The 23,706-nt window shown below is 73.6% G+C and carries 19 protein-coding genes; 10 read left to right on the top strand and 9 right to left on the bottom strand.

Features of this window, described 5'->3' with window-relative positions; all coding sequences use genetic code 11:
* Positions 1-201 precede the first annotated feature (201 nt).
* The gene (locus IF02_RS0109960) at positions 202-1,890 is read right to left on the bottom strand and encodes an acyl-CoA dehydrogenase family protein (protein WP_030155431.1); all 1,689 of its coding nucleotides are present in this window, start codon (positions 1,888-1,890) and stop codon (positions 202-204) included.
* 17 nt (positions 1,891-1,907) lie between these two features.
* On the opposite strand from IF02_RS0109960, the gene IF02_RS0109955 reads away from it, so the two are divergent.
* On the top strand, positions 1,908-3,041 hold the full coding sequence (locus tag IF02_RS0109955; RefSeq protein WP_030155430.1) for a YihY/virulence factor BrkB family protein: 1,134 nt from the start codon (positions 1,908-1,910) through the stop codon (positions 3,039-3,041).
* A gap of 37 nt (positions 3,042-3,078) precedes the next feature.
* Positions 3,079-3,831, top strand: a complete 753-nt coding sequence (locus tag IF02_RS0109950; protein WP_037835902.1) for a helix-turn-helix transcriptional regulator — start codon at positions 3,079-3,081, stop codon at positions 3,829-3,831.
* Here the strand turns inward: IF02_RS0109950 and IF02_RS0109945 are convergent.
* Positions 3,768-4,187, bottom strand: coding sequence for a VOC family protein (locus IF02_RS0109945; RefSeq protein ID WP_030155428.1), 420 nt, complete (start codon positions 4,185-4,187; stop codon positions 3,768-3,770). The two genes, IF02_RS0109950 and IF02_RS0109945, sit on opposite strands and share 64 nt — an antisense overlap.
* 311 nt (positions 4,188-4,498) lie before the next feature.
* Between IF02_RS0109945 and rsgA the strand changes: the two genes are divergently transcribed.
* Complete coding sequence (rsgA, locus tag IF02_RS0109940) at positions 4,499-5,620, top strand: ribosome small subunit-dependent GTPase A (protein WP_030155426.1); 1,122 nt, start codon at positions 4,499-4,501, stop codon at positions 5,618-5,620.
* Positions 5,621-5,703: 83 nt separating this feature from the next.
* On the opposite strand, the gene IF02_RS0109935 is transcribed toward rsgA, so the two are convergent.
* The 3 genes from IF02_RS0109935 to IF02_RS0109925 all read right to left on the bottom strand — a co-directional run bounded on the left by IF02_RS0109935 (position 5,704) and on the right by IF02_RS0109925 (position 7,727).
* The gene (locus IF02_RS0109935) at positions 5,704-6,084 is read right to left on the bottom strand and encodes a PPOX class F420-dependent oxidoreductase (protein WP_030155424.1); all 381 of its coding nucleotides are present in this window, start codon (positions 6,082-6,084) and stop codon (positions 5,704-5,706) included.
* A 94-nt stretch (positions 6,085-6,178) separates the two neighbouring features.
* Positions 6,179-6,661 (bottom strand): DUF456 domain-containing protein, encoded by a 483-nt coding sequence (locus IF02_RS0109930; RefSeq protein ID WP_030155422.1) that lies wholly within the window; start codon positions 6,659-6,661, stop codon positions 6,179-6,181.
* An 88-nt stretch (positions 6,662-6,749) separates the two neighbouring features.
* The gene (locus IF02_RS0109925) at positions 6,750-7,727 is read right to left on the bottom strand and encodes a helix-turn-helix domain-containing protein (RefSeq protein WP_030155421.1); all 978 of its coding nucleotides are present in this window, start codon (positions 7,725-7,727) and stop codon (positions 6,750-6,752) included.
* A gap of 199 nt (positions 7,728-7,926) precedes the next feature.
* Here IF02_RS0109925 and IF02_RS0109920 point away from each other — a divergent pair, with 199 nt between their 5' ends.
* From IF02_RS0109920 to IF02_RS0109905, 4 genes are all read left to right on the top strand, one after another.
* On the top strand, positions 7,927-11,703 hold the full coding sequence (locus IF02_RS0109920) for a S8 family peptidase (RefSeq protein ID WP_030155419.1): 3,777 nt from the start codon (positions 7,927-7,929) through the stop codon (positions 11,701-11,703).
* 1,232 nt (positions 11,704-12,935) lie between these two features.
* A complete protein-coding gene (locus IF02_RS35435; RefSeq protein ID WP_030155417.1) occupies positions 12,936-13,847 on the top strand; it encodes a protein phosphatase 2C domain-containing protein in 912 nt (303 codons plus the stop codon).
* A gap of 61 nt (positions 13,848-13,908) precedes the next feature.
* Positions 13,909-15,651, top strand: a complete 1,743-nt coding sequence (locus tag IF02_RS0109910; RefSeq protein WP_030155415.1) for a pyruvate dehydrogenase — start codon at positions 13,909-13,911, stop codon at positions 15,649-15,651.
* A 200-nt stretch (positions 15,652-15,851) separates the two neighbouring features.
* Positions 15,852-16,271: an ATP-binding protein gene (locus IF02_RS0109905; RefSeq protein ID WP_078621991.1), complete on the top strand. Its 420-nt coding sequence runs from the start codon at positions 15,852-15,854 to the stop codon at positions 16,269-16,271.
* Positions 16,272-16,307: 36 nt separating this feature from the next.
* Here the strand turns inward: IF02_RS0109905 and IF02_RS0109900 are convergent, their stop codons facing one another.
* Positions 16,308-17,369 (bottom strand): DUF2637 domain-containing protein, encoded by a 1,062-nt coding sequence (locus IF02_RS0109900; RefSeq protein WP_030155412.1) that lies wholly within the window; start codon positions 17,367-17,369, stop codon positions 16,308-16,310.
* A gap of 204 nt (positions 17,370-17,573) precedes the next feature.
* Entirely contained in the window at positions 17,574-18,425 is an 852-nt protein-coding gene (locus IF02_RS0109895; RefSeq protein ID WP_030155410.1) for a (2Fe-2S)-binding protein, read from the bottom strand.
* Positions 18,426-18,505: 80 nt separating this feature from the next.
* Between IF02_RS0109895 and IF02_RS0109890 the strand changes: the two genes are divergently transcribed.
* On the top strand, positions 18,506-19,249 hold the full coding sequence (locus IF02_RS0109890; RefSeq protein ID WP_078621990.1) for a GntR family transcriptional regulator: 744 nt from the start codon (positions 18,506-18,508) through the stop codon (positions 19,247-19,249).
* Between the two features lie 45 nt (positions 19,250-19,294).
* On the opposite strand, the gene IF02_RS0109885 is transcribed toward IF02_RS0109890, so the two are convergent.
* Together IF02_RS0109885 and IF02_RS0109880 are read right to left on the bottom strand one after the other, a co-directional pair.
* Positions 19,295-20,083, bottom strand: coding sequence for a hypothetical protein (locus IF02_RS0109885; protein WP_030155407.1), 789 nt, complete (start codon positions 20,081-20,083; stop codon positions 19,295-19,297).
* Positions 20,084-20,261: 178 nt separating this feature from the next.
* Positions 20,262-21,941: a PucR family transcriptional regulator gene (locus tag IF02_RS0109880; RefSeq protein WP_030155405.1), complete on the bottom strand. Its 1,680-nt coding sequence runs from the start codon at positions 21,939-21,941 to the stop codon at positions 20,262-20,264.
* Positions 21,942-22,196: 255 nt separating this feature from the next.
* Between IF02_RS0109880 and IF02_RS0109875 the strand changes: the two genes are divergently transcribed.
* Positions 22,197-23,093, top strand: a complete 897-nt coding sequence (locus IF02_RS0109875) for an FAD binding domain-containing protein (protein ID WP_030155403.1) — start codon at positions 22,197-22,199, stop codon at positions 23,091-23,093.
* Between the two features lie 2 nt (positions 23,094-23,095).
* Positions 23,096-23,704 carry a (2Fe-2S)-binding protein gene (locus tag IF02_RS0109870; RefSeq protein ID WP_030155401.1) on the top strand — a complete coding sequence of 203 codons (609 nt, stop codon included), beginning with the start codon at positions 23,096-23,098 and terminating at the stop codon, positions 23,702-23,704.
* The last annotated feature ends 2 nt before the right edge of the window (positions 23,705-23,706 follow it).

The following is a 23,706-nucleotide window of genomic DNA, read 5'->3' as shown; positions in this document are numbered from 1 at the left end:
GCAACTCTCGCCAAGTCCCGGTCACCCGACCGAAACTGTCCGGACGCCGCCTCGCGGCGTGACAGCTCCTCCTCGGGGCTTTCGGATCAGGGGTGGTGCCGAGTCGGCGCGGCGCCACCCCTGATCCCGGTCAACGGGCCCGGATCCCGGCCCGGATCCCGGCCCGGACCTGTTTGGGGACAGGTCCCGGAGTCCCGGAACCTAGCCCGCGATCCGCGCCCGTTCGACCAGCGCGCCCAGATGCAGGCTGTGCGGCAGCGTGCCGAAGGCCGCGCCCCAGTCGCCCCCCAGGCGCGAGGCGCAGAACGCGTCCGCCACCTCCGGCGGCGCCCAGCGCACCAGCAGCGATCCCTGCAGCACCAGGGCGATGCGCTCCACCACCCGGCGCGCCCGGGCCTCGATGCCCTCCAGGTCCGCGAGCTCCGTCAGCAGCCCCTTGATGGCCGAATCCAGCCGGTGATCGGCGCCGCGCGCCTGCCCCACCTCCTGGAGGAGCGCGTTCAGCGCCAGCGGCTCCCGCTGCAGCGCCCGCAGGACGTCCAGGGCCTGTACGTTGCCCGAACCCTCCCAGATCGAGTTCAGCGGGGACTCGCGCAGCAGCCTCGGCAGCCCGGACTCCTCGACGTAGCCGTTGCCGCCCAGACACTCCAGGGCCTCCGCCACCATCGGCGTACACCGCTTGGTCACCCAGTACTTCGCGGCGGGCACCGCGATGCGCAGGAAGGCCCGCTCCTGCTCCGTCCCGGCGTCGTACGCGGCCGCGAGGCGCAGCCCGAGCGTCGTCGCCGCCTCCGACTCCAGCGCGAGGTCGGCCAGCACGTTGCGCATCAGCGGCTGCTCGATGAGCCGTGCTCCGAAAGCAGAGCGGTGCTCCGCATGGTGCACGGCCTGCGTCAGCGCCTGCCGCATCAGCGCCGCAGAGCCCAGCACGCAGTCCAGCCGGGTCGCCGCGACCATCCCGATGATGGTCCGCACCCCCCGCCCCTCCTCGCCGACCCGCCGCGCCCACGTCCCGTCGAACTCCACCTCGGCCGACGCGTTCGACCGGTTGCCCAGTTTGTCCTTCAGCCGCTGGATCGCGAACACGTTGCGCGTACCGTCCGGCAGCACCCGCGGCACCAGGAAGCACGTCAGGCCGCCCGTCCCGGAGGAGGAGGACGAGGAGGAGGACGAGGAGGACGAGGCGGACGCCTGCGCCAGCACCAGGAACCCGTCCGACATCGGCGCCGAGCAGAACCACTTGTGCCCCGTCAGCAGGTACTCGCCCGCCGCGTCCAGCGGCTTCGCCGCCGTCGTGTTCGCCCGTACGTCGCTGCCGCCCTGCTTCTCCGTCATCCCCATGCCGAACAGCGCCCCGGCCTTCCGCCCCGCCGGCCGCAGCCCCTCCTCGTACGCGTGCGAGGTCAGCCGCGGCTCCCATTCGGCGGCCAGCTCCGGATCCGTCCGCAGCGCCGGTACGGCCGCATGGGTCATCGACACGGGGCAGCCGTGCCCCGCCTCGGCCTGCGACCACACGAAGAATCCGGCCGCGCGGCGCAGATGCCCGGCCGGCCGGCCCCACGCGTCGGTCAGCCCGGCGCCCACCGCGTGCCCGAGCAGCCGGTGCCACGCCGGGTGGAACTCCACCTCGTCGATCCGGTTGCCGTACCGGTCGTGCGTACGCAGTTCCGGCGGGTTCTCGTTCGCCTGCGCACCCCACCTCTGGGCCTGCGCCGAGCCCGCCGCCCGCCCCAGTTCCGCGAGCTCCTCCCGCACCTCGCCGACGAGTTCGGGCGCCGCGGCCGCCAGGTGCCGCTCCACACCCTCCCGCAGGACCCGGTCGGTGCCGTAGACGTCGTAGCCCGCCAGTGGAGGGGCCTGGTTGGAGACGGTGTGGGTGGTGGCTGCCATGCGGATACCGTAAGGACGTGCAGCCAGCAAAAGAAACACCCGAGCGGGTCCACGAGCGGGTCCCCGGGCGACTCCACCGGGCCCGTGCCCTGTACCGCAACGTCTCCAAGCGCAAGATGGCGTGGCTGCTGCTGAAAGACACCGTCAATTCGTGCGTCGAGTACCGGATCCTCGGCCTGGCCGCCGAGGCGGCGTTCTTCACGCTGCTCTCGCTGCCGCCGCTGTTCCTGGGCCTCCTGGGCCTCCTCGGGTACGTCGACGGCTGGACGGGCGGCACCTTCGTGGCCTCCATCGAGGAGAACATCCTCAACGCGGTCGGCACGGTCCTCTCCGACCGGGGCGTCAACGACATCGCGAAACCGATGCTCGACGACGTCACCAAGGCCGGCCGCCCGGACCTGATCTCCCTCGGCTTCGCCTTCGCCCTCTGGTCGGGCTCGCGGGCCGTCAACGTCTTCATCGACACCATCACCGTGATGTACGGGCTCGACGGCCAGCGCGGCATCGTCAAGACCCGGCTGCTCTCCTTCCTCCTGTACGTGGTCGCCCTGGTGATCGGCGCCGTCGTGCTGCCGCTGATGGTGGCGGGGCCCGACGCGGTCGTCAGCTGGGTGCCCTGGAGCGCCGAGGTGATCGCGGTCCTCTACTGGCCGACCGTCACCCTGCTGTCCATCGCCTTCCTGACCACGCTCTACCACGTGTCCGTACCCGTGCGCTCCCCGTGGATCGAGGACGTCCCGGGCGCGCTCGTGGCACTCGCCATGTGGGTGCTGGGCTCGTTCCTGCTGCGGATCTACCTCACGAACACCGTCGAGGGCCCGACCATCTACGGCTCGCTGGCCGCGCCCGTCGCCGTCCTGCTGTGGATCGGCGTGTCGGCCTTCGCCGTGCTCGTCGGCGCGGCCGTGAACGCCGCCATCGACCGCGTCTGGCCGTCCGTGGCCACCGCCGCGGCCCGCGAGGCCAACGAGCGGGCCCGCGAGGCGGAGGCCGCGCAGCTGATCGCGCGCGCCGCCGCGTGGCGGGCCCTCGCCGAGGGCGAGTCGGAGGACGACGAGGAGGGGGACGGCGCGATGCCCTCCGAGTTCCCGGAGCGCTGGTCGAAGTTCCTGCCGCCCGAGGACTACTCGGCCCGGCTGCGCAAGCACTGACCGGCACGGGACGGGGGCGCGGCGTAGCGTGGCGGCTGTGTACGAGGAGTGGCCGTCCGCGCTGGTGCCGGGCGCGATCGTCTGGCGGCGCACCGGAGCCCCCGGCGGGCCCGTACTGCCCGACGGGTGCATGGACCTGCTGTGGGTCGACGGGCGGCTGCTGGTCGCCGGCCCCGACACCGGGCCGCACCCCGCCGGGGAGGTGCCGGTCGGGGCCCGCGGCGCGATGTCGGGGCTGAGGTTCGCCCCCGGCACGGCGCCCGCGCTGCTCGGCGTACCGGCGTACGAGCTGCGTGACCGGCGGGTCGAGCTCGCCGACCTCTGGCCGGGGCCGCAGGTGCGCGAGCTCGCCGAGCGGATGAACGCGTACGAGGACCCCGGCTCGGGGCTGGAGCGGCTGGCCCGCACCCGCTCGGCGCGGAGCAAGCCCCCCGACCCCCTCGCCGCACGGGTGGCGGCCGGGCTCCGCGCGGGGGAGTCCGTGGCCGCCGTGGCGCAGGCCGTAGGCCTCGGGGAGCGCCAGCTGCACCGGCGCTCCCTCGACGCCTTCGGCTACGGACCCCGCACGCTCGGGCGGGTGCTGCGCCTCCAGCGGGCGCTGGAGCTGGCGCGGCGGGGGCTGCCGCAGGCCGAGGTGGCGTACCGGGCCGGGTACGCCGACCAGGCCCACCTCGCCCGCGAGGTCCGGGCGCTGGCCGGGACCACCCCGGGGGCCTACGCGGCGGCCTACGCCCCGGCGGCGGCGAACAGGGAGACCCCGCAGCCGTCCGGGTCGAGCACGACGGCGTAGCGCTGCCCCCAGAAGGCGTCCCAGGGCTCCAGATGGCCCTTGTACCCGGCGTCCGTCAGCTCGGCGTACACCGCGTCCACCTCGGCGGGGGACTCGCACGCGAATGCGAGCCCCAGCCGGTCGCCCCCGGCGGGGCGGGTCCAGGACGGGTCGAGGGAGCGGATCACCTCCTCCGTGTCCCAGCCGATCCGGAGCCCGCCGGGGAGGACGGCCTCCACGTGCGGCTGCTCCTCCGCCCCGGCCGGGACGTCCAGACCCAGGCGGCGGTAGAAGGCGAGCGAGGCGGCCATGTCGGAGACGACGAGGCCGATCATGTCGAGTCGGGGAGCCGTTCGAGGAGTCGTTGGGGAAGTCATGCGGCCAGGCTAGGAGCGGGCCGGCCCGCCGGTCTTGAACGAATCGGACATGCGCCCGCCGAAGTGGTCCGAAAAAGAATTGGCGTGCGCCGGAGCGCACTTGCTACGGTGATCGAGTTCCCGCCGATCCGCGCGGAACCGACCAGTACGTGCATGACCCGGAGGTGAGTTCATTGATGACTGTCGTGACGCAGGGCGCTGCCCGCACTCAGAAGACCATCAATGTCACTTCCGTGGTCTCCGGCTGACCTCACACCTCTTCGCGCGCCGCTGAGCGCGCGCTGCCGGGGCCACCCTGTGAAGGGTTCCCCTTGTCTTTCTCTTCTGCTCGCCTTTCTTCCTCCACCTCTTCTGCGTACGCGTCCGCCCTCGCCCCCTTCGGCTGGGACGAGGCGTGGGAGGCCGAGTTCGCCCCGTACGCCGCGCAGGGCCTGGTGCCCGGCCGCGTGGTGCGGGTGGACCGCGGCCAGTGCGACGTCATGACGGCCGACGGCATCGTCCACGCCGACACCGCGTTCGTCACCCCGCACGACCCGCTCCGCGTCATCTGCACCGGTGACTGGGCCGTCGTCGAGGCGGCCGGCAACCCCCGGTACGTCAAGACGTACCTGCCGCGCCGGACCGCCTTCGTACGCTCCACCTCCTCGAAGCGGTCCGAGGGGCAGATCCTCGCCGCCAACGTCGACCACGCGATCATCGCGGTCTCCCTGGCCGTCGAGCTGGACCTCGGCCGCATCGAGCGCTTCCTGGCCCTCGCCTGGGAGTCCGGGGCGCGGCCGCTGGTCGTCCTGACCAAGGCCGACCTCGTACCGGACCCGGTGACGCTCGGGCACCTGGTCCAGGACGTGGAGACCACGGCACCGGGCGTCGACGTCCTCACGGTCTCCTCCCACACCGGGGAGGGCACGGACGTACTGGCGGCGGTCGTCGCCGGCGGTACGAGCGTGCTGCTCGGCATCTCGGGCGCGGGCAAGTCCACCCTGGCGAACGCGCTGCTCGGCGCCGACGTCATGGAGGTCCAGGCCACCCGCGACGCGGACGGCAAGGGCCGGCACACGACGACCACCCGCAACCTGCTGGCCCTGCCCGGCGGGGGCGTCCTCATCGACACGCCCGGACTGCGGGGCGTCGGCCTGTGGGACGCCGGGACCGGGGTCGGCCAGGTCTTCTCGGAGATCGAGGAGTACGCGGCCGACTGCCGCTTCCACGACTGCGCGCACGAGGCCGAGCCGGGATGCGCGGTGCTCGAAGCGCTGGAGAGCGGCGCACTGCCGGAGCGGCGCCTGGAGAGCTACCGCAAGCTGCTCCGGGAGAACCAGCGGATCGTCGCCAAGACGGACGCCAGGCTCCGCAACGAGATCCGCCGGGACTGGCGGATCAAGTCGGCCGAGGGCCGGGCCAATTACGCGGCGAAGCGCAACGGCCGCTACTGAGCCCGCTACCGAGTCCGCTGACGGACGCCTGCCCCCTCCCCCGAGGAGGGGCAGGCGTCCGGGCCCATGGGCCCGCACCCGGGTCAGACGTCGTCCAGGCCCCAGGCGAACACCCGCTCCGGGTGGATCCGGATCACCTCCGGGCTGAAGTGCGGGCCCAGCGCGTGCGGGCCCACCTCCAGCGTGGCGCGGCCGCGGATCTCGACCCCGCGGACCTTCCACGGCCGGGTGCTCGCCAGATCGTCCACCACCAGGGCGAGCCGCGGGTTGTTCCCGAGGTTCCGCCACTTCTTCGTCGACCCCATGGCCATGCCGCCCACCAGGACCGTTCCGTCCTCCTGCGGGAAGAACCCCACCGGGTTCGCCTGCGGCTGCCCGGTCGCGTCCACCGTCGCCAGCCGCCCCAGCCGCTGCGACCGGAGGTACGCCAGCTGCGCCTCGCTGAAACCCTTGAACTCCGTCATGGAACCCACCCTCGCAGCGCCCCGCACCACCCGCATCGGGCCTCCGGCCGAACAGGCGTAGACCCATGGCCCTAAGCCACGCGCACCACCCGAGTCAGCCCGCCACCACCGCCCCGAGCCATGCGCCCACCACCATCAGGCACGCGAGCAGTTCCACCAGCACGCTCGTGCCCACCGCCCGCATCACCGCCCGTACCGAGGCCCAGGCCTCGCCGTGCGTGCCCAGCCGCAGCCGCTCGCACAGGTAGACGCCCCCCACGAACCCCGGAACCGCCCCCAGCACCGGCACCACGACGAAGCCGAGCAGCGCGCCCGCGCCCGCGTACACCGCCATCCGGCGGGTGACCCCCACCCCGCGCAGCCGCCGCGGCGGCAGCTGCCACTCGACCACCTGCACCACCAGCAGCAGAGCCGTCGCCGAGACCAGCAGGCACCACGCAAGCGTCGACCGCTCGTGCAGCGCCCACCACAGCACCCCCGCCCAGACCAGCCAGGTCCCCGGAACACCCGGGACCAGCACCCCGACCACCCCGAGCAGCAGCACCAGCCCCACCAGGAGCAGCTGAGGCAGATCCATGCGCTCAGCCTGACCGACCGGGACCCATCGGGCCACCCAGCCACGGGGCCGCCGCGCTACCGGGCCACCCGGCCACGGGGCCGCCGCGCTACCGGGCCACCCAGCCCCTTTCGTACGCGTGCCAGCCCAGCTGGAGCCGCGTCGTGACCCCCGACAGCTCCATCAGGCCCTTGACCCGCCGCTGCACCGTCCGCAGCCCCAGCTCCAGGTGCTTCGCCACGCTCGCGTCCGTCATCCCGGCCAGCAGCAGCGTCAGGATCTCCAGGTCCGTGGTGTCGGGCACGCCCCCCGACTCCTCCGCCGCGCCCGTCGCCCCCAGCCGCAGCGGCAGCGCCTCCCGCCACACCGCCTCGAACAGGCCCGTCAGGGATTCCAGCAGCCCCGACGCGTGCACCACCAGCGCCGCCGGCTCCGCCCCGCGCGCCGTCAGCGGGACCATCGCCAGGGACCGGTCCGCGATCACCAGCTTCGTCGGGACGTCGCCCGTCACCCGGACCTGTTCGCCCCGGGCGAGCGCCGTCGACGCCTCCCTGATCCCCGTCGGCAGGGTCAGTACCTCCCGCTCGATCACGACCCGGTACGCCACGCCCCGTACGGCGGCCCGCTCCTCCGCCTCGTTCTCCATCCCGGTGACCACCTGCGGCCGGCCGCTGACCAGGGCGCACACCTCCTCCGCCGCGCCCAGCTGGAGCTGGTGGAAGCGGTGCGCCACCGCGCTCGCGCCCGTCACCACCTCCACCAGGTCGTGCACCGCCGGCTCGGCCGCCTCCGCCCGGTACTCCTGCGCCAGCAGCGCCGCCGTCAGCTCCGCCTGCTCCAGCTCGTGCCGCTGCTGCGTCAGCAGCGCCCCCAGCGCCACCCCCGGCGGGGCCGCCACCCAGCGCCCCGGCCGGGTCGAGGACTGGGCCGCCAGTCCGTGCCGCTCCAGATGCCGCAGGGTCCGCTCGGTCTGCGGCACCGGCAGCGTCAGCCGGTGCGCGAGGTCGGGCACCTCCGCCGCCCCCAGCGCCACCAGCGCGCGGTACGCCGACTCCTGGCCCTCGTCCAGGCCTATCGCGTTCAGCAACCGGTCCACCCACCCTCTCCACGGCGCTCCTGGCGGGAAGCGGCCACGGCGCAAACCCGCCGCGGACATCATCGCCGCATCCCCCGCCTCTCTGCCAAGGTGACGCCACCGCAGCACCAACATCCGCCGGTCAGAAGCCACTTGCGGGCAGCTTTGCCGTGCAATGCAGCAGTTGGCCGGAATTCACCTGGGGAGAGCGATGCGCCCGATATCGCGTACGGCGGTGGGAGCGGCCACCGCGGCCGTCCTGGCCGTCACCGCCATCGGCCCGTCGGCGGCACAGCCGAGCGACGGAGCGCCTGGAGGCGCGGGGAAGAGACCGATCGCGGGGAGCGAAGCGGCCGGAAAGCAGCCCACGGCCCCGGTCACCGTGACCCTGGTCACCGGCGACCGGATCCTGGTCTCCACCGACCCGGCCGGGCGCACCGCCGCCACCGCGATGCCGCGCGAGGACGGCTCGCAGCCGCTCGTGCAGACCCGCCAGAACGGCAAGGACCTCTACGTCTACCCCGAGAGCGCGGTCAAGGCCCTCGCCTCCGGCCGGGTCGACCAGGAGCTCTTCAACGTCACCGGCCTGATCCGGCAGGGCTACGACGACGCCCGCGCCAAGAAGCTCCCGCTCATCGCCGTCTACGATGGCACCGCCGACCTGGCGCGCAGCGCACCCCCGGCCCCGCGCGGCGCCGAGCGCTCCCTCGTCCTCGGCTCCATCGGGGCCGTCGCCCTCGCCGCCGACAAACAGCAGGCCGCCGCCTTCTGGGCGGACGTCACCGACACCCGCTCCCGCGCCGCCGGCGGGCTGAAGAAGCTGTGGCTCGACGGCAAGGTCCAGGCGAACCTGGAACGGTCCACCAAGCAGGTGGGCGCCACCGCCGCCTGGGCGGCCGGGTACGACGGCAAGGGCACCAAGGTCGCCGTCCTCGACACCGGCACCGACCTGGAGCACCCCGACCTCAAGGGCCGCGTCGCCGCGTCGAAGAACTTCACCGACTCCGACACCGACGCGGACCGCCAGGGCCACGGCACCCACACCATCTCCACCGTCGGCGGCTCCGGAGCCGAGAGCGGCGGCGCCAAGAAGGGCGTCGCACCGGGCACCGGACTGCTCAGCGGCAAGGTGCTCAACGACCAGGGCTACGGCCTCGATTCGTGGATCATCGCCGGTATGGAGTGGGCCGTCGAGAGCAAGGCCGACGTGGTCTCCATGAGCCTCGGCGACCCCTCGCAGACCGCCTGCGACGATCCCATGTCGGCCGCCGCCGAGCGGCTCGCGCAGAGCAGCGGCACCCTCTTCGTGATCGCGGCCGGCAACTCCGGCCCCGGCAACAACACGGTCTCCTCGCCCGGTTGCGCGCCCAGCGTGCTGACCGTCGGCGCCGTCGACCGCGACGACACCACGGCCTCCTTCTCCAGCCGCGGCCCCGCCGGACTCCAGCACACCCTCAAGCCCGAGATCGCCGCCCCCGGCGTCGGGATCTCCGCCGCCGCGGCGGGCGGCCGCGGGGTGTACGCCTACCAGTCCATGTCCGGTACGTCGATGGCCACCCCGCACGTCGCCGGCGCCGCCGCGATCGTCAAGCAGCGCCACCCCGACTGGACCGCCCAGCAGGTCAAGGCCGCCCTCGTCGGCTCCGCGAACTCCGCCGTCCCCGGGGACGTACGCCAGACCGGCGGCGGCCGCCTCGACGTCAAGGCCGCCGTCGACACCACCGTGACCGGCGCCCCCGCCGTGCAGGGCGGCTCGTACCACTGGCCGCAGGAACGCGGTGACCGGACGAGCGTCGAGATCCCGTACACCAACGGCGGCACCCGGCCCGTCACGCTGAACCTCGCCGTCGAGAAGGTCACCGGCAACGACGGCTCGGCCGTCCGCAGCCGGATCGCGGGCCTGGACCGCCGCACGGTGACCGTCCCGGCCGGGGCCACCGTCAAGGTGCCGCTCGCCCTCGACCCGGCGGCCCGGCTGGAGCGCTCCCAGTACGGGGACGTCACCGGGCGCGTCGTCGCCACCGCGGACGGCGTGCACGTCTCCACGCCCTTCTCGCTGTACGTGGAGCCGGAGACCGTCACCCTGCGCGTCAAGCTGATCGACCGCGCGGGCAAGCCCGCCGCCGGACCCTCCTCCCTCGACGTCATCGGCACCGACGACGCCAGCGGGGAGCGCCGCTTCAACGACGGCGCCGCGGACCAGGTCTACCGGGTGCGCCCGGGCTCGTACTTCCTCTCCGCCTTCGTCGGCACGCTCGACGCGGGTGACGGGGCCGCGCTGTACGACTCCCTCACCTACCTGGGCCGCCCCCAGGTGGAGGTCAAGAAGGACACCGTGATCGTGCTGGACGCCCGCAAGGCGGCCCGGCTCTCGATCGCCACCGACCGGCCCACCGAGGCCCGCAGCACCACCCTCGCCTTCTCCCGGTACTGGGACGAGTCCTGGCTGCACGCGGGCACCGCGATGGGCGGACGGACGATCCGCGGCTACTACGCCTCGGTCGAAGGCCGGGCGAGCGAAGGCGAGTTCGAGTTCGGCAGCTACTGGCGCGCGGCCGCGCCGCTGATCTCCGAGCTGAAGGTCGCCGGCCCCGGCGGCCCGGCGCTGCACCCGATCACCGCCTCCACGGGCAGCGACAACCTCGATGGAACGGGCAGCGCGCCGCTGGTCAACGCGGGCGCCGGTACCCCGGAGGAGCTCGCCGCCGCGGGGGCCAGGGGCGCGATCGTCCTGATCAAGGCGGAGGACGGCTCGCTGTACGAGGTCGCGGACAACGCCAAGGCGGCCGGTGCCAAGGCCGTCCTCGCCTTCCGCGACGCCCCCGGCCGCTGGGCCGGCTTCACCGGCTACGCGGGCGGCTCGCTCCCGGCGCTGACCATCGAGCAGCCGGAGGCGAAGGCGCTGCTGGCGCGGCTCGCGGCCGGCAGGGTCACGCTGAACTGGAAGGGCAATGCCAAGAGCCCGTACGTCTACAACCTGGCGCAGGTGGAGAAGGGCACGGTGCAGGGGGACCGGACCTACCGGGTGCGCGACCGGGACCTCGGCTCCGTCGAGTCCACGTACCACGCGATGGGCGTGGCCGCCGACTTCAGCGACCTGACCGGCGCCTACCGTCCGCTGGGCAACGCCGTGTACTTCGGCGGCCTGGACACGGTCGCCGTGCCGGGCAAGCGCACCGAGTTCTACTCCGCCGGGGACACGGCCTGGGACCACTTGGTCTCCAGCAGCTTCCCGTGGGGCGAGTTCATGACCGACCAGCAGCGTACGTACACCAAGGGCGGCAAGCGCGGCGAGAGTTGGTACGACGGGGTCATCGGCCCGGTCGCCGGCCGCGACCTCGCCGGCAGGCCGCAGCTGGCCGCCGAGCGGCAGGGCAACCTGATCGGCTTCGCCTCCGCGATGTGGGGGGACAGCGGGCACTACGCGCAGCAGGGCTCCTTCGGGGACGCCGGCGGGCTGGTCCTGAAGCGCAACGGCGAGCAGATCGGCGACAGCTGGTACCCGTCGGGGGTCTTCGAGGTCCCGGCCGAGGAGGCCACGTACGAACTGACGCAGCAGATCGAGAAGTTCGGCGCCCCGGCGCGGACCTGGCAGCGCTCGCAGGCGGTGGCGACGACGTGGACCTTCCGGTCGAAGCAGGACCCGGCGCAGTACTCGCAGGCCCTCCCGATCCTGTTCCCGTCGATCTCGATCCCGGCGGACGGCATGAAGACGCTGCCGGCGGCGAACGGGCAGTCGATCGGGCTGGGGGTCACGGGGCACGCGGGGTACGTGCCCGGGGCGCTGAAGTCGGTGAAGCTGGCGTACTCGTACGACGGTGAGCACTGGACGCAGGCGGCCGTCACCGAGCGCAGCGGGCGGTGGTCGGCGGTCGTGGACCACGCCGGGGCCGAGGCCGGCCGGCAGGTTTCGCTGAAGGTGGAGCTCACCGACGCGAACGGCGCGGCCGTCACCCAGACGGTCGTGCGGGCGTACGACATCCGTTAGGTCGTACGAGAGATACGAAAAGGGGTCCACCGGGCGGCGGCCCGGTGGACCCCTTTTCGCGTATTCGGCGTTTTCTGCCGCTGCGGGGGGCCGAGAATGAGCCCATGAGTCAGCAGGGCGCGGACGACTGGTGGCAGAAGCTGTACGAAACCCCGGACCCGGAACCGGCTCCCACCCCGGACCCGGGCGACACCCTGGACACCCGCTTCCACTCGGCGTCGTCCGTCACCACCCGGGTCCCACCCCAGGGGCCGCCCGGGCCACCGCAGGAGGCCGCGCCGGCGGCGGGCCCGGTGGGCTCGCCACCCGTGCCACCTGAGCCGCCCGCGCCACCCGCGCCACCCGCGCCCCCCGTGTCACCTGTGCGGGCGGGGCAGAACCCCGCCCCGCCCGCGCCCCCGGGGCCGCCCGGGGCGGGGCCGGGGTCCATGCCGCCGGTACCGCCGGGGCCCGCGCCCTTCGAGCCGCCGCAGGGGCCCGCGGCGCCCCCGCACGCCGTGCTGCCGAGGCCGCGTCGGGAGCCCGGCCCGGAGTCGGCGCCGCCGCCCCGGGACCCCCGGGAACCCGGGACGACGGGATACGGCCTGGGCAGCGTGACCGTGCCGCCGGCCCTCCCCGAGGCACCGCCCGAACTGCCGGTCTGGCGCTGGGGCGCCCCGCCCGAGGCCCCGCCCGGGCCCCCGCCCTGGGAAGCGCCCCCCGAGCGGACCCCCGCCGGGGACACCGGTACGCGACCCGGGCCCGTCCCGGGAGCGGATCGGGCCTCCAATCCCTGGCCCGCCCCGGGTCCCGACACCGAACGGCCCGGAGCCGGAACCGGAGCAGCGGCCGGGGCGGGCACGTGGCCCGCCCCGGGTCCCGGCGCGCCCCCTTCCGCTGCCGAGCCCGGTTCCTGGCCCGGCGCGGGCGGCTCGGGCCCCTCCACGGCCGATGCCGCCGCACCAGCACCCGACCTTGAACCCGACCCCGACCCCGGCCCCGACCCCGGCTCCGGCCCCGGAACCTGGCCCGGCGGCGAGCCGTGGCCCGGCTCCGACTCCGTGCCGGATCCGCGTTCCGGTGCGGAGCCTTCGGCTCCGTGGGAAGCCCCCGGCGCCGGGCAGGCCGCCGCCCGGCCGCCGGGCGGGTCAGGGGCTCCGGTTGCCGGTGAGCCCTGGTCCGGGTCCGCAGACGCAGCAGGAGCCGGTGCCGGCGGGGAGGCGGCGGCGGTGTGGGGCGGGGAGCGGCCCGTCGTGGAGTTCCTCGGGGACCGGGCGCCCACCTACGCCGCCGAGCCCGGGGCGCTGCCCCTCGCCGATCCGGGGGCGCTCGAGGAGCTCGTGCCCGACACCGTGCTCGAAGGGGCCCGGCACGGGGCGTACACCCTGCGTGCCACCTCCGTGCGCGGGGACTCGGCCCGGTTCCGCGGCGAGGCCCGGCGGGACTTCCTGCTGACCGCCCGCTTCGGCACCGGCGACGACGCCCTCGTCCTCGTCGCCCTCGCCGGAGGCGACCGCGCCGCCCCCGGCGCCGCCGAGGCCGCCGCCGAGCTGTGCCGGTGGATCGCTTCGGCCGTCGGCCGGAGCCGGGAGCGGCTGGCCGACGACATCCGCGCCGGCCGGCGCGACGCCCTGCGCTCGGGGCTCCAGCGCCTCACCGACCGGGGCTACGGGCGCCTGCGCGCCCACGCCGCCGAGCTCGGGCTCCCGGAGGAGGCGTACACCGCCGGCCTGCGCGTCCTGCTGCTCCCCATCGACCCCGAGTGCAAGACCCGGATCTCCTTCGGCGCGGGCGCCGGCGGCCTGTTCCGGCTCCGGGGCGGGGCCTGGGAGGACCTGGAGCCGCAGCCGCAGCCCCATCCGGACTCGGGCTCGGGATCGGACGCGGGCTCGGGGTCGGGCTCGGGCTCGGGGTCGGGCTCGGCCGAGACCGCCGCGGACGGGTTCCGGTTCCGTGCCGCCGTGGCCCGGCCCCGCGACACCCTGCTCCTGTGCTCCGGCGGGCTCGCCGACCCCATGCGCGAGGAGGGTCTCCTTTCGGCCGAACTCGCGGCCCGCTGGGACGGCTCCGAGCCCCCCGGCCTCGCCGCTTTCCTCGCGGACACCCAGCTCCGCCTCAAGGGCTACGCCGACGACCGGACAGCCGCCGCCGTCTGGGAGGCGTAACCGCGCGGAGTGTGGATGGATGGACGGGCGTACCCGGCGGGCAACGAAAGGGCGCCTCTCCATGGGCAAGCAGAACGTGGCCGAGCAGTTCGTCGACATCCTCGTACGCGCCGGCGTGCGCCGGATGTACGGAGTCGTCGGCGACAGCCTGAACCCCGTCGTCGACGCCATCCGCCGGACCGGCGGCATCGAGTGGATCCAGGTCCGGCACGAGGAGACCGCCGCCTTCGCCGCCGGGGCCGAGGCCCAGATCACCGGCCGGCTCGCCGCCTGCGCGGGCTCCTGCGGCCCCGGCAACCTGCACCTGATCAACGGCCTCTACGACGCCCACCGCTCGATGGCCCCGGTCCTCGCGCTCGCCTCCCACATCCCCTCGGGCGAGATCGGCCTCGGCTACTTCCAGGAGACCCACCCCGACCGGCTGTTCACCGAGTGCAGCCACTACAACGAGCTGATCTCCAACCCGCAGCAGATGCCCCGCGTGCTCCAGACCGCGATCCAGCACGCCATCGGCCGCAGCGGCGTCGGCGTGGTCGCGCTGCCCGGCGACATCGCCTCCCTCCCGGCCCCGGAGAAGAGCATCGAGCACGCGCTCGTGACCGCCCGGCCGACCGTACGCCCCGGCGACGGGGAGATCGAGAAGCTGGTCCGGCTGATCGACGAGGCCGACAAGGTCACCCTGTTCTGCGGCAGCGGCACCGCCGGGGCGCACGCCGAGGTCATGGAGTTCGCGGGCCGGGTCAAGGCGCCCGTCGGGCACGCCCTGCGCGGCAAGGAGTGGATCCAGTACGACAACCCGTACGACGTCGGCATGAGCGGGCTGCTCGGCTACGGCGCCGCCTACGAGGCCACGCACGAGTGCGATCTGCTGATCCTGCTCGGCACGGACTTCCCGTACAACGCCTTCCTGCCCGACGACGTGAAGATCGTCCAAGTGGACATCCGCCCCGAACACCTGGGCCGTCGCTCGCAGTTGGACTTCGGCGTCTGGGGCGACGTACGGGAGACCCTGCGCGCGCTGAACACCCGGGTCAAGGCCAAGACGGACCGCCGCTTCCTGGACCGGATGCTGAAGAAGCACGCGGACGCCCTGGAAGGCGTGGTGAAGGCGTACACCCGCAAGGTGGAGAAGCACACTCCGATCCACCCCGAGTACGTGGCCTCCGTCGTCGACGAACTCGCGGACGAGGACGCCGTGTTCACCGTCGACACGGGCATGTGCAACGTGTGGGCGGCGCGCTATCTTTCCCCGAACGGCAAGCGGCGCATCATCGGTTCCTTCAGCCACGGCTCCATGGCCAATGCCCTCCCGCAGGCCATCGGCGCACAGTTCACCGACCGCGGCCGTCAAGTGGTGTCGATGTCGGGCGACGGCGGTTTCTCGATGCTGATGGGAGATTTCCTCACCCTGGTGCAGTACGACCTGCCCGTCAAAGTGGTCCTCTTCAACAACTCATCGCTCGGGATGGTCGAGTTGGAGATGCTGGTTTCCGGCCTACCTTCGTACGGAACGACCAACCACAACCCGGATTTCGCGGCGATCGCCCGCGCGGCGGGCGCGTTCGGGGTCCGCGTCGAGAAGCCCAGGCAGCTCGCGGGGGCTCTGAAGGAGGCGTTCCGGCACAAGGGACCCGCATTGGTGGACGTGGTGACCGATCCCAACGCCCTGTCCATTCCACCGAGGATCAGCGCCGAAATGGTGACCGGGTTCGCACTTTCCGCCAGCAAGATCGTGCTGGACGGTGGCGTGGGAAGGATGATCCAGATGGCTCGATCCAACCTGCGCAACGTGCCGCGCCCGTAAGCCCGCAGGAGTGCGGATTGCCCCGGCGGGCATGCATCCCCGTAGACCAGTTCGAGATCCACGGGAACTTGCGGGGGAGGGACATCGCCGTGCGGGTGGGGGCGAAGACCGGGAAGCAGTGGGGGAGAGGGCGGCCCGAACCGCGTGAACCGTCCGTCGAGGACGGGAGAGCGGTGGACGCGGTGGAGATCACCCGGAGCATACGCCGGGCGGATCTCAAGGCGGTGGGCGAAGTGCGCCGGGCGTTACGGGAGTTGATGCGCCACCGGTGCCCGGCCGACACCGCGGAGGTGGCGGAGCTGCTGATCACCGAGCTCGTCACCAACGCCCTGGTCCACACCGACCAGGGCGCGGAGGTGTCCGCGAGCCTCGCCGCGGACCGGCTGAGGGTGGAGGTCCGGGACTACGCCGCGCGCCGGCCCCGGCCGTACGTACCGACCGCCGACGACGGTACGCACGGCCGCGGACTGATGCTGGTGCAGGCCCTCGCCGACGCCTGGGGCGTGGACGCGTCCGTGCAGGCCGGCGGCAAGGTGGTCTGGTTCGAGCTGGACGGCGCCCTCGGCGGCCGGGCCTACGGCGCTGCGTTCGGCGGCGGCTACGGCGGAGGGCCCGCCTGAGCGGCGGGCCCTCCGGGTCGGTCCTGATGGCAGTCGTCAGCCGAACTGCTGCTCCAGGTCCTTGAGTTTGCGTTCGAGCGAGTCGAGGCGGGGGATCGTCTGGGTGTCGTCCTCGGCGGTGAGGTCCACCGTCCGGGTGCCGGTCACCTCAGCGATCTCCGGTCCCTGCACGGCCTGCAGGGAGGGCCGGCGGCGCGGGGCGGGCAGCTGTCCCGTTTCCGCTATGGCCGGCTCCGCGCCGACCGGCGCGGAGCCCGATCCGGGGGTCAGCCCCGGTACGTCGACCTGGCGGGCGCGGGAGCGTCCGAACGCCCGGTTCTGCCGGCCCAGGGCCTTGATGCGGGCCCGGTCCAGCCGGTTCTGGTCGCGCCGGCGGTGGCGGTCCTGCTCCCGCTCGCGCTTGTCCTCGCGTACCTCGTCGACGGCCTCGTCGAGGGTGCGGACCCCCTCCAGCAGCATGAGGGACCATGCGCCGAAGGTCTCTCGGGGGGCCCGCAGCCAGCGGACCATCCGGATCTGCGGCAACGGCCGCGGGATCAGGCCCTGTTCGCGCAGCGCGGCCCGGCGGGTCTGCTTGAGTGCGCGGTCGAAGAGGACGGCCGCCGAGAGCGACATCCCGGCGAAGAACTGCGGGGCGCCGTCGTGGCCCATGCCGCGCGGCGCGTGCACCCAGTTGAACCACGCGGCCGCGCCCGCGAACAGCCAGACCAGCATGCGGGAGCCGAGGGCCGCGTCGCCGTGGCTCGCCTCGCGGACGGCGAGCACCGAGCAGAACATGGCGGCGCCGTCGAGGCCGAAGGGGACCAGGTACTCCCAGCCGCCGGAGAGGTTCAGGTTCTGCCGGCCGAAGCCGACCAGTCCGTGGAAGGAGAGCGCGGCGGCGACCGCCGCGCAGCAGAACAGCAGGACGTAGGAGGCGGTTCCGTAGACGGCTTCCTTGCGCCGCCGCCGCTCTTCGCTGCGCTCCCAGGTGTCCTCGGCCGCGGCCTTGTCGCCTTCCCGCTTGCCCCGGGCCAGTACCGCAACTGCCGCAAGTACGCCCAGGATCAGCAGGCTGCCGGGCAGTAGCCAGTCCAGCGATATGTCGGTCAGTCTCATGCGGATGTCCCTTGCCTCTGCCTCGCGTGTGCGGCCTTCCGGGAGCCATGGTGACGCAGGAGATCGGCCCGGCACGCGGGTTTCGGGGCAAGTGGACGCCATCGGGGGGTGGGGCCCGCCGGATAGGGTGTTGTGGCTCGAACTGCCGCTCGTACGACCAGAGTTGTGTTCGATTATGGTCAGTCGTACGAGTGGGTTCAGAGGTCAGGCGGCAGCCGTGAGGCGGACGATGCGGTCCGCGTCGCAGGTGCGGGGACAGGTGGTGCAGGTGTCCTCGGGCCGGATCGTGTAGAAGAGGCAGCAGCTGGCCCGGTCCCGGGTGGGGAGCTGCTCGCCGCGCGGGCCTTCGAGCGTGCGGAACGCCGCGCCGGCGGTGTAAGGGGCCGTCCGGCCGGGCAGCAGCGCCTCCAGCTCGGCCATGGCCCGGTGCTCCTCGTCCACGAGCTTCCCCAGGTGCCAGACGCCGGAGACGATCTCGTCGGTCACCATGCCCCACAGGGCGCGGCGGCCGCGCCGCGTGCGCGGGCCGAATCCCTCCAGCACCGGTTCGAGGAGGTGGGCCACCGCAGCCCGTACCCCGGCGCGCAGCGCCTCCTCGTCGGGCACGACACGGGCCCCGGGGAGAGCGGCCGCGGGATCGTCCGGCAGGCAGGAGAAGGACTCGACGCGCACGCTCATGCGCCCCTGGGTCCGGTGGAACGCCACGTCCCGCGCCGACAGGTGGGGCACCCGGCGGTCGAGGAACCAGGGGGCCGTGACGAGCAGGCACGCGGGCCACGCGTACCGGTGCAGCCCGAAGGTGGCCACCACGTCGGGGCGGGCCTGGCGGCCGTAGTCCCGCAGCACCTGGGCGTCGTCCCAGGCGAGGTAGCCGTCCACCTCGGCCCCGCCGGCCGCGAGCGCGTCCGCGCCGATCCACCCCACACCGCGAGGGGCGGGCTCGTGCGCCGCGCGCTCGACGACCTGGAGGCGGCCGTACGCCCGCGACAGGCGTGCGTACGCGTCCGCCACCGGAGAGCCGGCCGGGGGCGGGGCGACGACGGAGCTGTCGGGCATGGCGGGACCACCGATTCGCACGGTCGAAAGAGGGAAAGGTAAGCCTTACCTTATCTGATCTAGGGTGGCCGCGCCAGCACCTGCCGGACCGATTCGCCTATTCTCGGGACGGCGCAAGGTCAGGTCGAGACCCCGAGGAGGACCGAGTGCACGAGGCGGCCCACGGCAGGGTGGCGGCGCTGATCCCGGCGCAGAAGGTGCTCCGGCACTCGGTGCGCGGGCAGGTGCTCGACGCGCTGCGCGCGGCCCTCGTCGAGGGGGAGCTGGTGCCGGGGGAGATCTACTCCGGGCCGGCCCTGGGCGAGCGCTTCGGGGTCTCCGCGACCCCCGTGCGCGAGGCGATGCAGCAGCTGGCGCTGGAGGGGGCGGTGGAATGCCTCCCGAACCGGGGTTTCCGGGTGCTGTCGCGTACGCCGCGGGCCCTGGCGGAGCTGGCGGAGGTACGGGCGCTGCTGGAGGTGCCGGTGGTGCTGGGCCTGGCCCGTACGGTCCCGGCCGAGGCCTGGGCGGCGCTGCGGCCCGCGGCGGCCGCTGCGGCCGAGGCCGCCGAGGCCGGCGACCTGGCGGGGTACGCGGACGCGGACCGGGCCTTCCACCGGGAGATGCTCTCCCTGGGCGGGAACGAGCAGCTGGTCTCGGTGGCGCAGGAACTCCACCGCCGCTCCCAGTGGCCCCTGCCCGGAACCCCGCGCACCCGCCGGGCGGAGCTCGTCGCGGACGCCGCGGAGCACACGGCCCTCCTGGAGGCCCTGATCACGGGTGACCTCGCGTTGATCGAACCCCTGCTCCGGGTCCACTTCACCGCCCGCTCCACCGCCCGCTGAGCGGGGAGCCGCCGGAAGCCGCCGGGCTCCCGACGGAAGCCGCCCTCACACCCCGGCGGGGCTGGGCTCGCCCGGGTGGAGCTGGTCGGCCAGCCAGGTGGGGATGCCGCCCAGGAGGTGGAACAGGCGGCGGGCCTCCGCCCGCAGGCGGGCCGCCTCCGGCTCCGGCTCGGCTTCGGCCAGCGCCGCCAGCGCGGGGGCCGTGCCGATCAGGAAGCCGAGGTCCTCCCGGATGCGCAGGGACTCCGCGAAGCCCTTGCGGGCCTCCGCCACCTCCCCGTCCCGCAGGGACAGCGCCGCGAGGTGGCGCCAGGTGAAGGACAGCAGCAGCGTGTCCCCGTGCGCCAGCGCCCCGGCATGGGCCCGGCGGTACGCGGGACGGGCCGACTGCGGGGCGTCCGCGAGGTGCTCCGCGACCAGTCCCCGCCGGAAGTCCAGCAGCGGCCGCGTCCGGGAACCGGGGGAGAGCAGCGCCGCCGCCCGGCCCAGGGCGGAGCGGGCCTCGTCCGAGCGGTCGCGGACCCCGAGCACGGTCGCCGCGTACGCCAGCTGCCCCCGCTCGCACGCCGCCGCGCCCCGCTCGTCGTCGTCGTGCGCCACCGCCTCCGCGACCCGCAGCGCGTCCTCCGCCTCCGCCCAGCCCTGCCCGGTGAACAGGCACCGCTCGACCAGCAGCGCGGTCCGCTGCACGGCGGCGCCGGCGTCGTGCAGGTGGGGCGTCAGCAGGGCTGCCGCGTCGGTCCAACAGCCGCGCGAGCGCAGCCGCCATATCGCCCGCTGGAGGGGGTCGTCTCCCCCGGTAGTTCCGGCACCGGACATGGCGGTATCCGCCACATTGCCCTCCCCAAAGCAACCAAGCAGCACGTCGTTGAGCCCCTGGGGCGAAATGAGAGCACGGATCGGAGCCTTCGGCCAAGGGGTCGGGTGAACTCTTTCACAAAGTCCGGACGACGTGTCAGGCTCATGGTCGTCACCGCTCGGCCGTGCGGGGGGCGGCCCCGGCCGGATCCGCTCAGCTCATCCGCAGGGCCAGGAAGAAGTCGAGCTTGTCCTCCAGCCGCGAGAGGTCACGCCCCGTCAACTGCTCGATTCGCCCGACCCGGTAACGCAGCGTGTTGACGTGCAGGTGCAGCCGCGTCGCGCAGCGCGTCCACGAGCCGTCGCAGTCCAGGAACGCCTCCAGCGTCGGGATGAGCTCCGCGCGGTGGCGGCGGTCGTAGTCCCGCAGCGGGTCCAGCAGGCGCGCCGTGAAGGCGCGGCGCACGTCGTCCGGGACGAACGGCAGCAGCAGCACGTGCGAGGCCAGCTCGTGGTGGCCCGCCGCGCAGACCCGGCCCGGGCGCGCCGCGGCGACCCGGCGGGCGTGCCGGGCCTCCTCCAGCGCCCCGCGCAGCCCCTCCGCGGAGTGCACGGCGGCGCTGACGCCCAGGGTGAGCCGGCCGTCGTCGGCGAGGCCCGCCTGCAGGGGCTCCCGTACGGCGGAGAGCAGCTCGTCGGCGTGCAGGGCACGGTCCGGGCCCTTCTCCTCGCCGGGCTCCGCGGGGAGCGCGGGCAGCGGTACGAGAGCGATGGCCTCGTCGCCCGCGTGGGCCACGGCGATCCGGTCCGAGGGCTCGGGCCCCGAGACGGACGGGTCGACCAGGATCTCCTCCAGCAGCGACTGGGCCACCGGGCCGCCGGGGATGTCCCCGCCGTCCCAGTCGACCCGGGCCACGACGACCTGCCAGTGCGGGGCGGTGCCCAGCCCGGGCAGCAGCACCGGGGCCGCGACCCGCAGGCGGGCGGCGATCTCGGCGGGCGGGGCGCCCGTCTGGACCAGCTCCAGCACCTCCTGGGCGAGGCGGCGGCGCACCGTGCGGGCCGCGTCGCGCCGGTCGCGCTCGACGGCGATCAGCTGGGTCACGCCCTGGAGCAGGTCCAGCCGCTCGGCGGGCCAGTCCCCGGCGTCCGCCTCGACGGCCAGCAGCCAGTCCGAGAGCACGCTTTCCCGCACGTCACGGGCCCCGGGGCCGCCCGGGCCCCGGCCCGCTCCCCTGATCGGGAAGAGGGAGTACGTAATACCCTGGATGGAGATCCGGTGCGGGCCCCTGCGCCCGGTGCGGACCGCCGCCAGGTGCTCGCCGGCCAGGGTCGCACAGACGCCCGGAGCCAGGGGTTCTCCCGCGCCGGCGATCTGCCGGCCTGTGGGGGACAGCACCCAGGCGCGCAGATCGAGGTCGGTGGTGAGCAGATCGAGCACCACATCGGGTCCGCCACCGGCGGGGCCCGACGTCATCAGGCGGCGGTGCCGGTCCACCACGGCCGCGAGATCGCCCGCGCGCTCACCGGAGACCTGCCGCACCACGTACTCGGTGATCGTGGCGAATGCAACGTCTTCGTTCACGGCGAACAGCGGCAGCCGGTTGCGCCGACAGGCTGAAACGAGATCGTCGGGGATGTCCCCCAGCTCCGCCTCGCCGGCCGCGAGGCCGGCGACGCCCGCGCTCGCCAGGATTCGTACGAACGGCTCGGAGTCGGCCGAATTTCTTCGCCAGGCCAGGCCGGTGAGGACGAGTTCGCCCCCCGTGAGGTATCGGCTGGGATCCCGTAGGTCGGTCGTCATGACGCCGCGGACCGTCCGGTCGAGTTCGTCCTCGCCGCCCAGCAGCCGCAGCCCCAGCGCCTCGGTTTCCAGCAGTGCGCGCAGCCGCATGGTGTCGCCGCCGATCTGTCTCGAATGTTGCCGTTGGAAATCGGGCAGGTCGTTGCATCCTGCCTTTCATACGAATCTACAAGACGAGGGAGGCCGCCAGCCAACTCCTTCATGGTTTCGGTGACTGCACCCGAAGGACGCACGGCTTGTGTACTGACTCCACACCGCGTTAACAGCACGTGAACGACCAGTCGAGGGCCCCCCGGGCCTCCTGGCTTGAAGTGAACGACACGATGAAGAAGAAGAGAGCCGCACATGGACTTCCTTCGCCCCGCCAGCTGGGAGGAGGCGCTCGCCGCTAAGGCCGAGTACCCCACAGCTGTGCCGATTGCGGGTGGCACCGACATCATGGTCGAGATCAACTTCGACCACCGTCGGCCGGAGTACCTCCTGGACCTGAACCGCATCGGTCTGCTGCGGGAGTGGGAGGTCGGCGAGGACGTGGTCCGGCTGGGCGCCTCCGTTCCGTACACGCAGATCATGGAGAACCTCCGGACGGAGCTCCCGGGTCTCGCGCTCGCCTCGCACACGGTCGCGTCCCCGCAGATCCGCAACCGCGGCGGCGTCGGCGGCAACCTCGGTTGCGCCTCGCCGGCCGGCGACTCCCACCCCGCGCTGCTCGCGGCGGGCGCCGAGGTCGAGGTGGAGTCCGTACGCGGCTCGCGCCTGATCCCGATCGACGAGTTCTACACCGGCGTGAAGCGCAACGCGCTCGCCGCCGACGAGCTCATCAAGACCGTCCACGTCAAGAAGGCGGACGGTCCCCAGCAGTACTCCAAGGTCGGCTCCCGCAACGCGATGGTCATCGCCGTCTGCGCGTTCGGCCTTGCGCTGCACCCCGAGACCCGCACGGTCCGCACGGGCATCGGATCGGCCGCGCCGACGCCGATCCGTGCCAAGGCCGCCGAGGAGTTCCTGAACGCCGCGCTCGAAGAGGGCGGTTTCTGGGAGTCCGGCAAGGTCATCACCCCGTCGATCGCCAAGCAGTTCGGTGACCTCGCCACCGGCGCGGCCAACCCGATCGACGACGTCCGCGGCACGGCGAAGTACCGCCGTCACGCGGTCGGCATCATGGCTCGCCGCCAGCTCGTCTGGACCTGGGAGCAGTACCGCGGAACCGGCCACGGCCGCTCGCTCGAAGGGGCTGCGTAATCATGCGCGTCAATTTCACCGTCAACGGCCGTCAGCAGGAAGCCGACGACGTCTGGGAGGGCGAGTCCCTCCTCTACGTGCTGCGCGAGCGGCTCGGCCTGCCGGGCTCGAAGAACGCCTGTGAGCAGGGCGAGTGCGGTTCCTGCACCGTCCGTCTCGACGGCGTGCCGGTCTGTTCCTGTCTGGTGGCGGCCGGGCAGGTCGAGGGCCGCGACGTCGTGACCGTCGAAGGTCTGGCGGAGTTCGCCAAGCAGCGCGAGGAGCACGGCCACGGCGGTGCGTGCGGCACCGGCGGCGGCTGCGGCTCCAAGACCGGCGTCACCCTGGACGCGGCCAAGCAGTGGCAGGCCAAGCCTGCCGACTCCCAGACCGGCGAGGGCGTCGAACTCTCCAACATCCAGCAGGCGTTCATCGACGCCGGCGCCGTGCAGTGCGGTTTCTGCACCCCCGGTCTGCTGGTGCAGGCCGACGCGCTGCTCGAACAGAACAGCTCCCCGTCCGACCAGGACATCCGTGAGGCCCTGTCCGGCAACCTCTGCCGCTGCACGGGCTACGAGAAGATCCTCGACGCGGTCCGCCTGGCGGCCGCCCGTCAGGGAGAGGCGGTCTGACC

The organism is Streptomyces sp. NRRL S-244, assembly GCF_000717915.1.
Classification (GTDB): Bacteria; Actinomycetota; Actinomycetes; order Streptomycetales; family Streptomycetaceae; genus Streptomyces.
Note: the sequence above shows the minus strand (reverse complement) of the source record. Positions and strands in the feature narration are given on the sequence as shown.

Excerpts from the sequence above, each read along its gene's own strand:
- IF02_RS0109960 (WP_030155431.1), bottom strand. The coding sequence starts at position 1,890 with ATGGCAGCCACCACCCACACCGTCTCCAACCAGGCCCCTCCACTGGCG.
- IF02_RS0109945 (WP_030155428.1), bottom strand. The coding sequence starts at position 4,187 with ATGACTTCCCCAACGACTCCTCGAACGGCTCCCCGACTCGACATGATC.
- IF02_RS0109935 (WP_030155424.1), bottom strand. The coding sequence starts at position 6,084 with ATGACGGAGTTCAAGGGTTTCAGCGAGGCGCAGCTGGCGTACCTCCGG.
- IF02_RS0109930 (WP_030155422.1), bottom strand. The coding sequence starts at position 6,661 with ATGGATCTGCCTCAGCTGCTCCTGGTGGGGCTGGTGCTGCTGCTCGGG.
- IF02_RS0109920 (WP_030155419.1), top strand. The coding sequence starts at position 7,927 with ATGCGCCCGATATCGCGTACGGCGGTGGGAGCGGCCACCGCGGCCGTC.
- IF02_RS0109910 (WP_030155415.1), top strand. The coding sequence starts at position 13,909 with ATGGGCAAGCAGAACGTGGCCGAGCAGTTCGTCGACATCCTCGTACGC.
- IF02_RS0109900 (WP_030155412.1), bottom strand. The coding sequence starts at position 17,369 with ATGAGACTGACCGACATATCGCTGGACTGGCTACTGCCCGGCAGCCTG.
- IF02_RS0109895 (WP_030155410.1), bottom strand. The coding sequence starts at position 18,425 with ATGCCCGACAGCTCCGTCGTCGCCCCGCCCCCGGCCGGCTCTCCGGTG.
- IF02_RS0109880 (WP_030155405.1), bottom strand. The coding sequence starts at position 21,941 with ATGCGGCTGCGCGCACTGCTGGAAACCGAGGCGCTGGGGCTGCGGCTG.
- IF02_RS0109875 (WP_030155403.1), top strand. The coding sequence starts at position 22,197 with ATGGACTTCCTTCGCCCCGCCAGCTGGGAGGAGGCGCTCGCCGCTAAG.
- IF02_RS0109870 (WP_030155401.1), top strand. The coding sequence starts at position 23,096 with ATGCGCGTCAATTTCACCGTCAACGGCCGTCAGCAGGAAGCCGACGAC.